A 16009-nucleotide genomic window follows, 5' to 3' on the forward strand; every position below is an offset into this window, starting at 1 on the left:
CGCACCTCCTTTTCCCGCCCTCCGGTTACCCGCGCGCGACGGTTCGACACCCGTTTCCCCGGCGCCGTACCGGGTAGCCCGCTGCGGTGACTTCCTCGCCCGATTACACCGTGGTCATCCCCACGACGGGCCGCGACACCCTGCGGCCGCTGCTGGAAACCCTGCTCGCCGGGCGAGGGCCGCGCCCGGCCGAGATCCTCGTCGTCGACGACCGGCCGGGCGGTGCCGACCTCGCCGACCTCGCCGTCCCCGACGGGGTCCACGTCCTGCGCTCGGGCGGACGCGGACCGGCGGCCGCCCGCAACCTCGGCTGGCGCAGTGCGGCGAGCGAGTGGATCGCCTTCGTCGACGACGACGTCGTGCTCGCGCCTGACTGGCCGAGCCGGCTGGCCGACGACCTCGCCGGGCTGCCGCCGGACGTCGCCGCGTCCCAGGCCCGCATCACCGTGCCGCTGCCCGCGGACCGGCGCCCGACCGACGACGAGCGCGGCACCGCCGGACTCGAGCACGCGTTGTGGATCACCGCCGACATGGCCTACCGGCGCGGGGTGCTGGAGGCGGTCGGCGGGTTCGACGAACGGTTTCCGCGCGCGTACCGCGAGGACTCCGACCTCGCCCTGCGGGTCACGCTCGCGGGCCACCGCATCGAACACGGGCGGCGGCTCACCACGCACCCCGCTCGCACCGCGGGCTTCTTCGCCAGCGTGAAAGCCCAGCGGGGCAACGCCGACAACGCGCTGATGCGGGCCAAGCACGGTGCGCTGTGGCGTCAGCGCACCGCGGCGGGGCGCGGCCGCCTCGGTGAGCACGCGGTGTCCACGGTGGCCGGTCTGGCCGCACTCGGCTTCGCCCTGACCGGGCGGCGGGCCCGGGCCGCGTTCGCCGGCGCGGTGTGGGCGGGACTGACCGCGGAGTTCGCCGCGCGCCGGGTGTCGGCGGGTCCGCTCCGGGCCGGCGAAGTGGCGCGGATGGTCGTGACCAGCGTGCTCATCCCGCCGGTCGCCTGCTACCACCGGGTGCGCGGAGAAATCGTCGCCCGTCGGCCCCGGCCGCCGGTCGCGGTGCTGTTCGACCGCGACGACACGCTGATCACCGACGTCCCTTATCTCGACGATCCCGCGGGCGTAGAACCGGTGCCCGGAGCCGTCGAGGTGGTCCGACGGCTGCGGCGCCAGGGTGTGCCGGTCGGGATCGTGAGCAACCAGTCGGGTGTCGCGAAAGGACTGATCACGCACGAACGGCTGGCGGCGGTGAACGCGCGGGTCGAGGAACTGCTGGGGCCGTTCGGCACCTGGCAGGTGTGCGTGCACGACGACGGCGACGCCTGCGCCTGCCGCAAACCCGCGCCCGGTCTGGTGCTGCGGGCCGCGGCCGAGCTCGGGGTCGGCCCGGCGTCGTGCGTGGTCATCGGCGACACCGGCGCCGACGTCCGCGCCGCCCTCGCGGCCGGGGCGCGTGCCGTCCTCGTACCGACGGCCCGCACCCTCGACGCCGAGGTGGCGCACGCCCGCCGGCACGCCGCCGTTGCCAACGACCTCACCGCGGCGCTGCGGCTGGCCGGGGTCGTCTCGTGACCCACGTGCTCGTCGCCCGGCAGGACAACCTGGGCGACGTCCTGCTCGCCGGCCCGTGCGTCCGGGCGGTCGCCGCCCGAGCTTCGCGGGTCACGCTCCTGACCGGCCCGAACGGGCGCGCGGCGGGCGAACTGCTGCCCGGCGTCGACGACCACCTCACCTGGCGAGCGCCGTGGATCGACCCGGAACCACCGCCCACGACGGCCACGGACACCGGCGCGTTCGTCGAGGAGGTTCGAGCGCGGGCGCCGGAGCGGGCGCTGATCCTGACCTCGTTCCACCAGTCACCGTTGCCGCTCGCGCTGTTGCTGCGGCAGGCCGGGGTCCCGTGGATCGGCGCGATTTCCGACGACTACCCGGGCAGCCTGCTCGACCTGCGCCACCGCGTCGACGGTGACCCGCCGGAAGCCGTGCGCATGCTCTCGCTCGCGCAAGCGGCCGGGTTCCGGCTGCCCGACGGGGATCACGGCGGGCTGGCGGTGCGCCGGCCGCTCCCGGAAACCGCCTGCCTGACGGGCGGTGGCCCCTACGTGGTGGTCCACCCCGGCGCTTCGGTGCCGGCGCGCCGTCCGTCGGCCGAGTGGAGCCACGGCCTCGTGCGCGCTCTGACCGCGCGGGGTCACCGCGTGGTCGTCACCGGCACCGAAAAAGACCTGACCCGGCAGGTGGCCGGGTGCTCGGCCGTGGACCTCGGCGGCCGCACGCGCCTGCCCGAACTGGCCTCGGTGCTGACCGGCGCGCGGGTCGTGATCGCGCCCAACACCGGAGCCGCGCACCTCGCGGCCGCGGCCGGAACGCCGGTCGTGTCGCTGTTCGCACCCGTGGTGCCGGCCGCGCGGTGGGCCCCGTTCGGCGTGCCGGCCGCGCTGCTCGGCGACCAGCACGCGCCGTGCCGCGACAGCCGCGCGCGCACCTGCCCGGTGCCCGGCCACCCTTGTCTGAACCACATCGACCCGGCGGAGGTCTGCCGCGTCGTCGCCGACCTCGCCGGGCCGGTTTCCCCCGCGGATCACCGGGTAACCGCCGCCGAGTGACCCGAGCAGGGAGGGCTCGCTCGGCCACCGCGTCGTGTCGCCGGATCACGACCCGCTCGAATCCATCCGTCGACCCAGGGAGGCGTCATGCCGGACGACCGGCGCGTGTTGCGGGACCTCGAAGCCGACTTGCTGCCGATGTCGTTCGCCACGCGGGCGTTCGCCGTCCGGGCCGCGGCCGAGCGCGTGCCCTGGCTCGCCGTGCTGGTGTTCGCGGACGTCACCGCCGTGCTCGCGTTCGCGACCGGCGTGTTCGCCGGCAACGGCGGGCTGGGGTTCGCGAGCTTCCTCGCCGGCTGCGCCCTCGTGCTGCTGCACACGGTACGGATGAAGCGATGACGGCTTGTTTATCACTCGCCCGGCGCGGTAACCGGAGGAACCGGACCTCAGCAGACGGAAGGTGATCCCCATGACCGCACCCGGACCCGAGCCGGACGAAGTCCCCGGCCTGGAGCCGGGAGGCTCGGTGCCGCCGGGCGACACGCCGCCCGACGCCGGCCAGACCTCGGGCCTGTCCCACCCTCAACCCATGCCCTCACGCAAGGGCCCCGTCGCCTGGCTCGTCGTCGTGGCGATCCTGGTGCTCGCGGTCGCGGCGTTTTTCGTCCTGCGCGGACTCGGTGCCGGTTGAGCGGAAGGGAAGGGCCTGACTCCGGCCCTCCCCTTCCCGGCTCTTCCCGCTCAGGCTTCCGCGTCGAACTCGAACCGCAGGCCATCGACGCAGCGCTGGTACTTCTGCTCCATCTCCTGCTCGCTGTCCGCGCCGATGAGGAACTGCGCGAGCTCGTAGGAGTAGCTGTCCTGCTCGGGCAGGTCCGAGAGCCGCTGACCCTCTCGCGGCGAGAGGCTGACCCGGACGCCCCCGATCTCGTCCTGGAGCGCGGTGACCTCCTCGGTCGTCGGCACCCGCGTCACCACGGCGTCGCCGGAGAAGCGGCGCAGGTACCAGCGGCCGGCGATGCGGTGCGGGCCGGCGCCCGTGCGGTGGCGTGGGGCCCGGCCGAGCCCGAGGCGGACCATGAGGTCGTGGTTGGCGAGGCCGTCGACGAGCTCGAACAGCTCCGCGTGCGACTGCGAGTGCCGTGGGTTGATCTCCAGCAGGCACACCTGCCCCGAGCGCGGGTCGCAGAAGAACTCGATGCTGAAGGTGCCGTTGTCGAAGCCGATGCGGTTCATCACGCGCTCGGCGACGTCCGCCATGCGCCGCTGCACCTCGACCGGCAGCTGCGAGGGGTACTGGTGGCGCAGGAACGACGGGCTGTCCGGGTAGTCGATCGAGTCCAGCGCCGCGTACACGGTCACTTCGCCCTGGTGCACGTATCCCTCGACGGCCGCCTGCACTCCGTGCAGCTCTTCCTCCGCCAGGCACGCCGCCCCGCCGACCTTCGCGATCTCGCGGGGCAACTCGACCTTCCCGAGCACCTCGTCGAACGGGTCACCGACCCGGCCCACCCCTTCGCGGATCTTCGTGACCGCGGCGGCGAACTCGTCGTCGTCCGTCACGTGGAAGGCGAGTTCGGAGGAGAACGCCTTCACCGGCTTCAGCCACAGCGGGCAGGACACACCCTCGGGCACCTTCGGCTCGGCGTCGTCGAGGTCGACGATCCCGAAGTTCGGCAGTTCGTCGATCACCTCGCGCTGTTCCAGGCGGCTCCAGTACTTGTGTTCGCATTTCAGGATCGCTTCCAGCGGCACGTGCGGGAGGCCGTGGCGCTCGCACAGCAGCGGGACGAGCGAGGCGGCCGGGAAGTCCCAGAAGCTCACGATCGCGTCGATCGGGCCGGCAAAGGTGTCGAGTGTGGCCGTCGCCTGATCGAGCAGCGCGCCGAAGTCGATGTCGCCGTGCTGCAGCTCATCGGGAGTGAGCAGGCCGTGGAAGGTGTACTGCTCGGCGTCGGGCAGCCGTCTCAACACCCGCGCGTTGTCCTCGTCCAGGCCGACCACGAAAATGTTGGCCGTCATCGGTTCGCGGCTCTCCTGTCAGGTAGAGGTGGTTCGTACCCTTGCGGATTCCCTTTCACCACAAAGGCAAACGCGTCAGAGCAGGTCCCGCGGCACGGTGCGGTGCCAGTTGCGGGAGACGATCCGGCGGTCGCCGTGGTAGGCGTCGAGGCGTGCGTCGACAACGAACTCCTCGGGTGTGCAGGACACGCGCGTGCTCGTCTCGCTGCGGGCCGACCAGTCGCCGCGCTCGAAGGTGACGATCCACTCGGTCTCCGCGACGGGCGAGCAGAAGTCGTCGGCGACCCACGTGTAGCGCTCGTGCACGTCGCGGGTCACGGTGAGGTCGATGTCGTCGTAGCGCACCGCGCCGGAGTTCTTCACGATGTCCAGCGCGCAGTGGTAGGCCACCAGGTCGCGCGAGACCTCCCAGCGCTGCTCGGGCGGCGTCAGCTGCGTGGTGGCCAGCGGCGGCGTGCCTTCCGGTTCGCCAAAAGGGTTCTCGGACACCTCGTCGGGCTCCGAGAGCGGGCGCACCGGCAGCACGAGCGAGCTTCGTCCGGTGTGGACGGACAAAGTGACCGGTTCCGGTGGTGGCCAGGCGAGCGGCCAATACGATGTGGACAGTGACAGCCGGATGCGGTGCCCGGCGGGAAAAGCCTGCGCCACCCCGTTGAGCTCGAACTCGACCTCGCACACCTGCCCCGGTTCCATCGGTTTCGGTTCCTCGTGGTCGTCGCGGTGGGTCAGGTTGAGCAGCCCGTACGTCACGCGGGTGGCGCGACCGTCGGGTGCCACGTCGGACAGTCGTGCCGCGACCATCGCCACGGGACGGTCGGCCGAGACCGCGAGCCGCACCCGGGGCGCGCCGAGGATCTCGCAGCGTTCGGTGAGCACGTCGGTGTCGAAGACGAGGGAGCCGCCGTCCTCCTCGCGCTGGTCGTACGGCAGGTCGGGCGGGGCGCTGTAGGAAGCCCACTTGCCGGCGAACTGCCCGACCGACAGCGGCGAAGACACCTCGAGCACTTCCCGCGGCACCTGCTCCTGCGGCCGCGCGATGCGGTGCGCCGCCAGCGGGTGCTCTGAAGGCCGCACGTGGGGTGAGGGCCAGTGCGACTCGCCGACCCACCGGCCGGGCCGGTCCTCGTACGAGGTGGACGGCGGCACGCTCTCCTGCAACCAGGTCCGCACCATCGGCCCGTCCAGCGCGCCGTTGTCCGCGTCCTTGAGCCAGTGGTCCCACCACCGCACGACTTCCTGCAGGTACCCGATCGCCGGGCCGGGCTCGCCCAGGTGCGGGTACTTGTGCGACCACGGCCCGATGAGCCCGCGCCGCGGCACGTCGAGGTGGGCCATCAGGCGCGCGACGGCGTTGGAGTAGCCGTCGGCCCAGCCGCTGGAAGCGAGCACGGGCACCTGCACGTCGCTGTAGTTCTCCGAGACCGACGCGTGGCGCCAGTAGTCGTCGCGGCGCTGGTGGCGCAGCCACTGCTCGGCCCACAGGCTGCAGCCTTCGAGCCGTTCGCGCCACAGCTCCAGCCACCGGTCTCCCACCACCGCGGGGTCGGGCGGGAGCGTGGCGTCGGAGAACATCGTGCCGGATTCGGCGACGTTGTCCGAGAGCAGGCAGCCGCCCATGTAGTGCATGTCGTCGGCGAAGCGGTCGTCGGTGAACGAGGAGATCACGATGGCCCGCAGGCTCGGCGGTTTGCGCGCGGCCACCTGCAGCGCGGCGAACCCGCCCCACGAGATCCCCATCATGCCCGTGACGCCGCTGCACCAGGGCTGGTCCGCCAGCCACGCCAGCACGTCCTCGGCGTCCCGCTGCTCCGACTCGAGGTACTCGTCGGCCAGCACGCCTTCCGACTCGCCGGTGCCGCGGATGTCCACGCGCACGCAGGCGTAGCCGTGCCCGGCCAGGTAGGGGTGGTGGACGGAGTCGCGCACCGAGGTCAGGTCGCGCTGGCGGTACGGGATGTATTCGAGGATCCCCGGCACCGGCAGGGACTCCGACCCGGCGGGCCGCCACACGCGGGCCGACAGGTGGAGTCCGTCGGACACGGGGATGCGGACGTTCTCGTCCTCGATGATCTCGTACGGCAGCGATGCGAGAGCTCGGGTGACCATGGATCTTCGCGTACCCGCGGGCGCCACGCCGAAAACGCGATCACCGGCCCGGCGCGAAACTCCCGTGCCGGCGCCGGAGGAAGACCGTCACCGAGATGGCGCTGAAGATCGCCAGCAGGACACCGACCACGAGGGCGTTGGTCCGCAGCGCGTCACGGTGTCCCTCACCCGGATAACCGAACGCGAACGGCGAGACGATCAGCCAGCACGCGATCGCGAAGTTCACCACGCCGAGCAAACCCAGCCGGCCGGGCAACGCGAACCGGACGGCCGCCACCACCACGACCACCACCCCGCACAGCAGCGTGTTCCAGAACCCCGCGCCGGCCGCCAGGGTGTACGCCCACGTGAACACACAAGCGGCGATCACGAGCCACACCCCGGCCAGCCCTTCGGCCGCGAGCGGCAGCCGGCTTTCGCGCAGCTTGCGGTCACCGGGGTCGAGCGTCCTGTTCATCGGTCACTCCTTTCGGGTCAGCGGAGGCGTACCCACGCCGAGGCCGGGCAATCCCGGCCGGTCCGCGGGCGGGGCCGCCCGCGTCCGGGGTCAACCGCGCCGCCGCAGCGTGCCGGGCACCACCGCCCACGCCACGACGAACAGCACGAGCACGAGCCCCGCGACGACCTCCATCGCGGTCGAGCCGTAGACCACCTTCGCGATCAACGCGACGGTCGCCGTGATCGCCAGCGCCAGGCACACCAGCCCCGCGACCACCAGCCGGTTGCCGACGGCAAGGATGTGCTCGCGCCGGCCCGTCCGGAACAGCAACCGGTGCCACGCGGCGGGAGCGGCCAGCAACGCCGTCGCCGCGACGGCGAGCAGGACCGCGCTCAGGTGCAGTGCTTTCTCGAAGCCGCTCGCCGCGCGGAACTGCGAAGTGAACACCACCGACAGCAGGAAGCCGAACAGGATCTGCACCCCGGCCTGCGCCACACGCAGCTCCTGCAGAAGCTCACCGACGTTGCGGCCGAGCTGTTGTTCGCGGCTCTCACCGGTGTGCTTCGCCGACCCGTCGGCCGGACCCGCCGTCCGGCGGTCGGCCTGGAACTCCGTCATCCGGCCCGGTTACCCGATCCGCGCGCAGGGTAACCCGGCCACGACCGCCGCGGCCGGGCCGGCCGCGCGCCACCGAGGAGGGACCGATGATCGAAGTGACCCGCGTGGTCGACGCGCCGCCGTCGGCGGTGTTCGCCGTGCTCGCCGACGGCTGGACCTACTCCGGCTGGGTCGTCGGCAGCGCGCACATCCGCGACGTCGACGCTCGGTGGCCCTCGGTCGGCGCAAAACTGCACCACAGCGTCGGCGCGTGGCCGCTGCAGCTCGAGGACACCACGGTGGTTCTCGCCGTCACGCCGGGCGAATCGCTGCGGATGGAGGCGCAGGGCTGGCCGCTGGGCACGGCGGAGGTCGAGGTGACCCTGACGCCCCACGGCGGCGGCACCCTCGTGCGCATGGGCGAACGCGCCCTGCGGGGACCGGGGAAATACCTACCCGAAGCCCTTCAGGCGGTGTTCCTGCGCCCGCGCAACCGCGAGTCGCTGGCTCGGCTGGCGGCGCTGGCGCAGGGGCGGGCACGCAAGACCGAGGCGTGAGTCCTGCGTGGACCGAGCCGGCCCGAGCTGGACCGTGCTCCTCAGCCGTACACCGCGCGATGGGCAGCCTTGATCAGCGCCGCGTACCCACCGCCGAAGATCCCGTTGCGGGCCAGAGCCGCGCGCGCGGCGTTCGCGCCGGGGCCGCCGTGCACCGCGCCCCCGGGGTGGGCCGACGCGCCGGCGAGGTAGAGGCGGTCCACGGGGGTGTCGGCACGGCCCAGACCGGGCACCGGACGGAAGAACAGCTGCTGGTGGATCGCCGTCGTACCCCCGTTGATGGCTCCGCCGACCAGGCTCAGGTCGTGGTCGGCCAGCTCCGCCGGCCCCTGGACGTAGCGCTCCACGACGAGCTCGCGGAAGCCCGGGGCCTGGCGTTCGATCGAGTCCTCGATCGCCTCCGCCCGCCGGGCCAGCGCCGACGGGGTCGCGACCGAGCCGCGGGGCACGTGCGTATAGGCCCACACCACTTCGGTCCCGGCGGGGGATCGGGTCGGGTCGGCCGTGGTCATCTGGCCCAGCAACAGGAACGGTCGCCGCGGAACACGGCCGCGGGCGAGCTCCGCACCGAACGCCGCCAGACCGTCCTCGTCGCAGCCCAAGTGGACAGTCCCGGCGCCCTTGGCCTCGGGCGCGGTCCACGGCACCGGACCGGACAGCGCCCAGTCGACCTTCACCGTCGCACTGTCCCATTCGAACCCGCGCAGATCCTCGATCAACCGGTCCGGCAGCCACTCCGGCGCGACCAGCTTGCCGTACAGGGCGGATGCCGGCACGTCGGCGAGCACCGCGCGCCGCGCGCGAACGGTCTGGCCATCGGCACACCGCACGCCCACCGCGCGCCCACCCGCCACGAGGACCTCGGTCACCTCGTGTCCACAGTGGACCGATCCGCGCGAGCCCAGGCGCTTCACCAACGCCGACACCAGCTCCCCCGCACCGCCTTCGGGCACCGGGAAGCCGACGTCCTGCGCGAGCATCGTCAGCAGCCACCCGAACACCGCGCTGCCGGCGTTGTCCACCGACAGGTCGCTGTGCGCGGCGTTGCCCGCCAGCAGCAACCGCGCTCCCGCCCCGGAAAACCGTTCCTCGGCGAATCGGCGCACCGGCAGCGTCAGCATCCGCGCCAGCCGCAGGGCCTCGGCGGTACCGGTGCGCCGCAGGAGCCGCGCGGCCGGGCGCACCGGCGGAAACGGGGTGAACAACGCGTCGAGCAGCCGATCCCGCAGGTGCTGCCACTGCGCGAACATCGCCTGCCACGCTTCGCCGTCGCCGGCGGCGAACCGGTCGACGGACGCCGCCGTGCGTTCGACGTCGCGGGACAGCACGGCGCAGCTGTTGTCCGGCAGCACGTGCGCCAGCACTTCGGGAGCGTGCCGCCAGCGCAGGCCGTGCTCCTCCAGGCCCAGCCCGCGCACGATCGGCGAGGCAGCCGACATGGGGAAGAACGCGCTGCACAGGTCGTTGCGGAAGCCCGGTGCGGTCACCTCCGCGGTGCGCACGGCCCCGCCCGGCGTGTCGGTGGCCTCCAGCACCAGGACGTCCCACCCGGCGTCGGCCAGCAGGTTCGCGGCGACCAGCCCGTTGTGCCCGGCCCCGACCACGATCGCGTCGACGGTCTCCACCACTCCCCCTTACGCCTGCGACTGGTGAGTCGGCCGCAACCGGCCGAGTGCGCGCACGCGCGACCGCAGCCCGGTCGCCGCGCCCGCCAGCGGCGGTGACGCCCCGGTCGCCTTGGCGCGCAGACCGTCGAGCAGCTCCGCGAGCGTGTCCGCGGTGCTGTGGCGCGGCGACCAGCCCAGCACCAGTTCCGCCCGAGTCGTGTCGATGAGCGCCGCCTGGTCGGCCAGTTCGAGCCACCCGGGGTGCAGCGGCTGGAGCCCGGCCGTCCACGCGAACCGGGCCACCCATCGCGCCACCGACTTGCGCAGGGGTACGCGCAGGCCACCGAAGAGCCGAGCCAGCGCGGTGGCGTCCAGTACGTCCGGCGCGGCCAGGTTGAACGGGCCGATCGCGCGCTGCTCGAGGATCAGCCGCAGGGCCGAAGCCACGTCGTCGGCGTGCACCGCCTGCACCCGCAAGCCGTTCCACAGCGGGACGGGCAACAGCCGCCCGCCGAGCAACCCGGGCGGGATCACCGGACCCAGCAGCCATCGTGTGAACTCCCCCGCCGCGCCCCGCTGCAGCACCGCGCACGGCCGGATCCGCGCCACCTCGATCTCGGGATGCGCCTCGACGAACGCGTCGAGCACCTCCTCCAGCTCCGCCTTGCCGCGGCTGTAGGCGCTGGCCGAAATCCCCGTGCGCGGGAACCCCTCGGCGACCTTCTCCTCCCGTGGCCCGGGCCCGTACGCGGCGACCGACGACGCACACACCACGTGCCCGACCCCGGCCTTCGCCGCGGCGTCGAGCACGTGCCGGGTCCCGTCCTCGTTGGTGCGCCCCATCGCCGGCTCGCCCCAGGCCGGCGAGATCGCCCACGCCAGGTGCACCACCGCGTCGGCGCCGTCGAACGCGGCCGCCAGCGGCTCCGCGGCGCCGGGCTCCCCCACGTCCAGCTGCAGCCAGGACGCCCGGGCGTAGGGCTCGGCGGCCACATCGGGGATGCGCCGCGCGACGCCGGTGACCTCCCACGAGGGAGCCAGCTCACGCAGCAGCGCCGTCCCGATGTTCCCGCTCGCTCCGGTGATCACGATTCGCACCCGGCAGGACTACCCCGCCGTGCCGCGCGGTAACCCGCCCGCTCACTCTTCTGCGGAACCCGGCTTCATCATCTTCCCCTGCTGCGCGGCCTTGGCCTCGTCCGGCAACATCCGCGCACCGGCCGCCATCATCTTGTTCTTGGCCCCGGTCACGACCTTGTCGTCGCCGGCCATGAGCGCGTCGAACCCGGCCTGGGCGACGTCGGCCGCGCTGTCCTTCGGGCCCGCGCCGATCTTCGTGTCCTCCATGTCCGCCCGCTCGAAGAACTCCGTGTCGGTCGGGCCGGGCAGCAGCGCCGTCACCGTCACGCCCTTGTCCTTCACCTCCGCGCGCAGGCCCTCGGAGAACGACGTGAGGAACGCTTTCGACGCCGAATACACCACCTGGTAGGGCCCGGGCGCGGTCCCCGCGATCGACGACGTGAACAGCACCCGCCCGCGTCCGCGCTCCACCATGTCCGGCACCAGCCGCTTCGCGAGGTGCACCGACGAGCGCACGTTGAGGTCGACCACGGTCAACTGGTCGTCGAGCCGGGTGTCGCCGGCGAACTCGCCGTTGATCCCGACCCCCGCGTTGACGGCGAGCGCCTCCACCGGCCGGCCCGTCGCGGCGACGCGCGCCACGAGCTCCTCCACCCCCTCCGACCGGGCGAGGTCGGTCTGCACCTGCTCGACCGCCGCGCCGCAGGACCGCACCTGGTCGGCGGCACCGGCCAGCTCGTCGTCCTCGCTGGTGAGCACGAGGTCGAAGTCGTGGCGGGCGAACTGCTTGGCCAGCTCCAGCCCGATCCCGCTCGACGCGCCGGTGACGACGGCCAGGGGCTTCTGCGCGGTGGTCATGCGTGCTCCTCTCCCGGAAACTGGTCTCCCTCGCTTACCCGGCCCGGGCCGGAACAACCATGATTTGCGCGCCGGCGTTGATGGGGCGGCGGCTTCGGGTAACCGAAGGGCATGGTCAGCACGAAGGCACGGCTGTACATGGCGTACCTGCGCGCCACCGGCCAGAAGCGGTTCTACGACGACGAACGCACCCTGCACCACCGGCTGCACCGGCACCAGAAACCGTCGATGGCCCGGCCACCGCGCGAGGTGCGGCGCCGGTGCGAGGTCGACCGGCGCGAGGCCAAGGGGTTCGCGTGCTGGACCCTGCGCCCGCCCGACGGAAACGCCTCCGGGCCCCACGTGCTGCACCTGCACGGCGGGGGCTACGTCGAGGAGATCGAAACGCACCGCTGGCGGTTCGCCGCGCGGCTCGTCACCCGGCTCGGCTGCACGGTGACGCTGCCGATCTACCCGCTCGTCCCCCGCCACGACCACACCGACACGCTCCCCATGGTCCAGGCCGCCTACGACCTCGTCGCCGACGACCGGGAGCACCGAGTCGTCTCCGGCGACTCCGCCGGCGCCGCGCTCGCGCTGGCCGTCGCCCAACGGCTGCGCGACGAGCGCCGGCCGCAGCCCGACCGGCTCGTGCTGATCTCACCGTGGCTCGACGTGACGCTGGCGGACCCGATCTCCGTGGTCCTCGACGAGCACGACCCGATGCTCGGCATCGCCGGCCTGCGCGAAGCCGGCCGGATGTACGCCGAGGGCGCCGACCCGCACGACCCGCGCATCAGCCCGCTGCACGCGGACCTCACCGGGCTGGGCCCGTTCAGCTTGTTCATCGGCACCCGCGACCTCCTGCTGCCGGACGCGCGCCGGTTCGCCGCTCGCGCCCGGGAAGCCGACATCGACGTGGACTTCTGCGAGTACCGGGGCATGTTCCACAATTGGGTCATGCAGAACGTGCCCGAGGGCCGGGAGGCGATGAACCACCTCGAACGCATCCTGCGGCGCGAGATCCCGGTTCACGCCCCCGAAAACGGGTAACCACGCACCCATGGACGGTGCAGGGGTCACCATCGGCGTGGAGGAGGAGTTCCTCCTCGTGAACCCGCGCACGGGCCGCACAGCACCGTGTGCCGATCGCGTGCTGGCGCGCTCGGGCCACCACGGCCGGCTGCCCGACGGGGCGGTCGTGCAACGGGAACTGCGCCCCACGCAGCTGGAGCTGGCCACCGGCGTCTGCACGGACGCCGAAGAACTCAGGGTCCAGCTGACCACCGGACGCCGGTTGCTCGCCGCGGCCGCGGCCGCCGAGGACTGTGCGCTCGTGGCGTCCGGGACGCCGGTGTCGTTGCCCGGCCGGGGCGAACAACCCGAACCCCAGGGCCGCTACGCCGAAATCCACGACGCCTACGGGCCGCTCGCGGCCGACTACGAGGCGTGCGGCTGTCATGTGCACGTCGGTGTGGAGGACGCGGACACGGCCGTCGCGGTGGTGAACCACCTGGCGCCGTGGCTGCCGGTGCTGCTGGCGCTGTCGGCCAATTCGCCGTTCTCCGACGGCCGGGACACCGGCTACCACAGCTGGCGCATGGTTCTGCAGACCCGATTTCCCGGCTCCGGCGTCGCGCCGCGGTTCCGCAGCCACGCCGAGTACCGCAACGCCGTCGACACGCTGGTCGCCTGCGGTGCGCTCGTCGACCCCGACCAGAGCTTCTGGCTCGCCCGGCCGTCGCCGCGGCTGCCGACTGTGGAGCTGCGCGTGGCGGACGCCGCCGCGACCGTCGACGACGCCGTGTTGCAGGCCGTGCTGTCCCGTGCTCTGGTGCGCACGGCGCTGGCCGACCTGGGCCGCGGCGTCGAAGGGCCACGCCTGTCGCCGCAGGTGTGCGCGGCCGCCGTGTGGACCGCCGCGCGCCACGGCCTCACGGGGTTTCTCGTCGACCCCCGGCTGGAGCGACGGCGCCCGGCCGACGATCTCGTCGCGGACCTGCTCGCGCATGTCGCCGACGCGCTGGAGGAAGCCGGCGACCGCGTGCTCGCCGAGTCACTCGTGACACGGCTGCTCGTCGACGGCACGGGTTCGGCCGCGCAGCGCGCCGCCGCCGCCGAGGGGCTGCCGGCCGTGATGCGGCTGCTGGAGGAACGCACCGTGCCCGTGTCCGGGCATGAACCGGCCGCCGCGGGGTAACCCCCGGGCATGACGACTCTGCAGTCCGCGGTGCGGGGGCCGGTCTCGGCCACGGTCTCGGAAGCCTTGTGCACTCCCCCGTCCGGGCGGGTCCTCCCGCTGGAGGCGATCGCCGACGCCGACCCGTTCGGCGACGACCTGCAACTGGCGCTGCACCTGTGTTACGAGCTGCACTACCAGGGCGTGCCCGGCGTCGACCCCGGCTGGGAGTGGGATCCCGAGCTGCTGCGACTGCGGGCCGCGCTCGAAGACCGCTTCCTCACGGCGTTGCGCGCCGCCACAGCCGGCGGCGAGGACGTCGACGGCGAGTTCGCCGCGCTGCTGGTCGAGCCGATCGACGCGGCCGGGGTGTCGCACTTCCTGCGCGACGAAGGCGAGTGGTGGCACGTGCGTGAGCTGTTCGCCCACCGCTCGATCTACCACCTCAAGGAGGCCGACCCGCACGCCTGGGTCATCCCGCGGCTGCGGGGCCGGGCCAAGGCTGCGCTGGTGGCCGTGGAGTTCGACGAGTTCGGCGGCGGCCGGGCCGAGAAGGTCCACTCGCGACTGTTCGCCGACCTGCTGCGCGGAGCCGGTCTGCCCGCGGGCTACCTGGCCCTGCTCGACCACGTGCCGGCGCCGATGCTGGCCATCGTCAACGCCATGTCCCTGTTCGGGCTGCACCGCTCGCTGCGGGGTGCGCTCGTCGGCCACTTCGCCGCGGCCGAGATCACCACCGCGCCCTCGGCGCAGCGCATGGTGCAGGCGCTCACCCGCCTCGGCGCGCCGGAGGAGTGCAAGTTCTTCTACACCGAGCACGTCGAGGCCGACGCCGTGCACGAGCAGGTGATGCGCCACGACGTCGTCGGCGATCTGCTGGACCAGGAGCCCGCGCTCGCGGCGGACGTCGTGTTCGGCGTGCAGGCCACCAACCACCTCGAGGACCGCCTCGGCGAGCACCTGCTGGGATGCTGGCGCGCCGGGCGGTCCTCGTTGCTTCAGCCCCTGTCCTGAGCGCGGTCCTGAGTGCGGTCTTGAGCGCTGTGAGTGCGGACCCGCTTGCGGTGGCTGGTGTCGCACAGCGGGAACGTCTTGCTGCGCCGGCAAGCGCACACGGCCACGACGAACCGGTCGGAGCGCACGACAGTGCCCTCGGGAGTCTGCAGCTCCACCGGGCCTTCCACCAGGAGCGGGCCACCGGGGACGACCCGCACCCGCCGGGGCGTCCGGTCCTCACCGATCGGCACGGAGCACCACCAGTTCCTCTTCGCGCACCCGCGCGGGCACGAATCCCGCCTGCTCCAGGAAATCCGTCCGTCCGGAAAGGACCGGTCCGAACGGGACCACCGCCCGGGCGACGACCCGCGGCCGCAGCCCCGCGTCGGTGAGCAGCCGCGCCGACCGGTCCACATCGGCCATCACGGACTGCACCAGCAGCAGGAACCCGCCCGGAGCGACGAGCGCGGAAGCGCCCTCGCACAACGGGTCCAGCACCGCGCGCCCGTCTTCGCCCGCGTCGCACCGGCGGTCGAGGCGCACCTGGTCCGGTGACACCGGCACATACGGTGGGTTGGCCACGACGACGTCGTACGGACCGCCGGCCGCGGCGGCGAGCAGGTCACCCCGGCGAACGCGCACCGGCAGTCCGCGCACGGCCGCGTTCACCCGCGTCGACACCAGGGCGCGGCGCGAAAGATCCACGGCCAGCACGGATCCCGCTCCGGCACGGGCGAGCTCGATGGCCAGGGCACCGGTGCCGGTGCACACGTCGAGCGCACGACCGCCGACGGGAACTCGAGCCCGGCGCACGACGGACGCGAGCAGGCACGTGTCGGCCTGCGGCCGGTAGACGCCCGGCAAGCGGAGCAGGCCGCGCGCGGGAAGCGCCGATCCCGTGGGGAACGCGGGCAGCACCTCCCGCAGCGTCACAGCACCGGTCTCGTCCGCTTCTTCCGCGGGAATGGTGGTCATCGGGCCTCCTGGGCTCGGGGTCACCGCCGATTACCCGGCGCCGGACCGGGCAAACTTCGCCTCACC

Annotated in this window: 17 protein-coding genes; 8 read left to right on the plus strand and 9 right to left on the minus strand. The window is 73.1% G+C overall.

Features of this window, described 5'->3' with window-relative positions; genetic code table 11:
• Positions 1–86 precede the first annotated feature (86 nt).
• The 4 genes from ACWEOE_RS26315 to ACWEOE_RS26330 all read left to right on the plus strand — a co-directional run bounded on the left by ACWEOE_RS26315 (position 87) and on the right by ACWEOE_RS26330 (position 3239).
• Positions 87–1574: an HAD-IIIA family hydrolase gene (locus ACWEOE_RS26315; RefSeq protein WP_452013558.1), complete on the plus strand. Its 1488-nt coding sequence runs from the start codon at positions 87–89 to the stop codon at positions 1572–1574.
• Positions 1571–2608 carry a glycosyltransferase family 9 protein gene (locus ACWEOE_RS26320; protein ID WP_452013561.1) on the plus strand — a complete coding sequence of 346 codons (1038 nt, stop codon included), beginning with the start codon at positions 1571–1573 and terminating at the stop codon, positions 2606–2608. The genes ACWEOE_RS26315 and ACWEOE_RS26320 overlap by 4 nt, the downstream gene beginning before the upstream one ends.
• An 87-nt stretch (positions 2609–2695) precedes the next feature.
• On the plus strand, positions 2696–2947 hold the full coding sequence (locus ACWEOE_RS26325) for a hypothetical protein (protein WP_452013564.1): 252 nt from the start codon (positions 2696–2698) through the stop codon (positions 2945–2947).
• A 70-nt stretch (positions 2948–3017) separates the two neighbouring features.
• A complete protein-coding gene (locus tag ACWEOE_RS26330) occupies positions 3018–3239 on the plus strand; it encodes a DUF6480 family protein (RefSeq protein WP_452013566.1) in 222 nt (73 codons plus the stop codon).
• Positions 3240–3289: 50 nt separating this feature from the next.
• Here the strand turns inward: ACWEOE_RS26330 and ACWEOE_RS26335 are convergent, their stop codons facing one another.
• The 4 genes from ACWEOE_RS26335 to ACWEOE_RS26350 form a co-directional block, all read right to left on the minus strand.
• Positions 3290–4570, minus strand: coding sequence for an ATP-grasp domain-containing protein (locus tag ACWEOE_RS26335; protein WP_452013568.1), 1281 nt, complete (start codon positions 4568–4570; stop codon positions 3290–3292).
• A 75-nt stretch (positions 4571–4645) separates the two neighbouring features.
• Positions 4646–6676 carry a CocE/NonD family hydrolase gene (locus tag ACWEOE_RS26340; protein WP_452013571.1) on the minus strand — a complete coding sequence of 677 codons (2031 nt, stop codon included), beginning with the start codon at positions 6674–6676 and terminating at the stop codon, positions 4646–4648.
• A gap of 40 nt (positions 6677–6716) precedes the next feature.
• Positions 6717–7133: an SPW repeat domain-containing protein gene (locus ACWEOE_RS26345; RefSeq protein WP_452013574.1), complete on the minus strand. Its 417-nt coding sequence runs from the start codon at positions 7131–7133 to the stop codon at positions 6717–6719.
• A gap of 90 nt (positions 7134–7223) precedes the next feature.
• The gene (locus ACWEOE_RS26350; RefSeq protein ID WP_452013576.1) at positions 7224–7733 is read right to left on the minus strand and encodes a DUF6328 family protein; all 510 of its coding nucleotides are present in this window, start codon (positions 7731–7733) and stop codon (positions 7224–7226) included.
• Positions 7734–7819: 86 nt separating this feature from the next.
• Here ACWEOE_RS26350 and ACWEOE_RS26355 point away from each other — a divergent pair, with 86 nt between their 5' ends.
• The gene (locus ACWEOE_RS26355; RefSeq protein ID WP_452013578.1) at positions 7820–8269 is read left to right on the plus strand and encodes an SRPBCC family protein; all 450 of its coding nucleotides are present in this window, start codon (positions 7820–7822) and stop codon (positions 8267–8269) included.
• 41 nt (positions 8270–8310) lie between these two features.
• Here the strand turns inward: ACWEOE_RS26355 and ACWEOE_RS26360 are convergent, their stop codons facing one another.
• Genes ACWEOE_RS26360 through ACWEOE_RS26370 form a run of 3 tightly spaced genes read right to left on the minus strand, consistent with a single transcriptional unit; the run spans position 8311 to position 11814 of the window.
• Positions 8311–9894 (minus strand): phytoene desaturase family protein, encoded by a 1584-nt coding sequence (locus ACWEOE_RS26360; RefSeq protein ID WP_452013580.1) that lies wholly within the window; start codon positions 9892–9894, stop codon positions 8311–8313.
• A gap of 9 nt (positions 9895–9903) precedes the next feature.
• Positions 9904–10974, minus strand: a complete 1071-nt coding sequence (locus ACWEOE_RS26365) for an NAD-dependent epimerase/dehydratase family protein (protein WP_452013582.1) — start codon at positions 10972–10974, stop codon at positions 9904–9906.
• Positions 10975–11016: 42 nt separating this feature from the next.
• On the minus strand, positions 11017–11814 hold the full coding sequence (locus ACWEOE_RS26370; RefSeq protein ID WP_452013585.1) for an SDR family NAD(P)-dependent oxidoreductase: 798 nt from the start codon (positions 11812–11814) through the stop codon (positions 11017–11019).
• A 111-nt stretch (positions 11815–11925) separates the two neighbouring features.
• Between ACWEOE_RS26370 and ACWEOE_RS26375 the strand changes: the two genes are divergently transcribed.
• From ACWEOE_RS26375 to ACWEOE_RS26385, 3 genes are read left to right on the plus strand one after another with little or no spacing between them, the layout of a single operon-like run.
• Positions 11926–12846 carry an alpha/beta hydrolase fold domain-containing protein gene (locus ACWEOE_RS26375; protein ID WP_452013588.1) on the plus strand — a complete coding sequence of 307 codons (921 nt, stop codon included), beginning with the start codon at positions 11926–11928 and terminating at the stop codon, positions 12844–12846.
• A gap of 10 nt (positions 12847–12856) precedes the next feature.
• On the plus strand, positions 12857–13993 hold the full coding sequence (locus ACWEOE_RS26380) for a carboxylate-amine ligase (RefSeq protein WP_452013591.1): 1137 nt from the start codon (positions 12857–12859) through the stop codon (positions 13991–13993).
• A gap of 9 nt (positions 13994–14002) precedes the next feature.
• The gene (locus tag ACWEOE_RS26385) at positions 14003–14986 is read left to right on the plus strand and encodes an iron-containing redox enzyme family protein (protein ID WP_452013594.1); all 984 of its coding nucleotides are present in this window, start codon (positions 14003–14005) and stop codon (positions 14984–14986) included.
• Here ACWEOE_RS26385 and ACWEOE_RS26390 read toward each other — a convergent pair.
• On the minus strand, positions 14971–15219 hold the full coding sequence (locus ACWEOE_RS26390) for a CDGSH iron-sulfur domain-containing protein (RefSeq protein ID WP_452013597.1): 249 nt from the start codon (positions 15217–15219) through the stop codon (positions 14971–14973). The genes ACWEOE_RS26385 and ACWEOE_RS26390 overlap by 16 nt on opposite strands.
• Positions 15206–15943, minus strand: a complete 738-nt coding sequence (locus ACWEOE_RS26395) for a methyltransferase (RefSeq protein WP_452013599.1) — start codon at positions 15941–15943, stop codon at positions 15206–15208. Before ACWEOE_RS26395 ends, ACWEOE_RS26390 begins: the two co-directional genes overlap by 14 nt.
• Positions 15944–16009: the final 66 nt, after the last annotated feature.

The organism is Amycolatopsis sp. NPDC004368 (assembly GCF_053602515.1).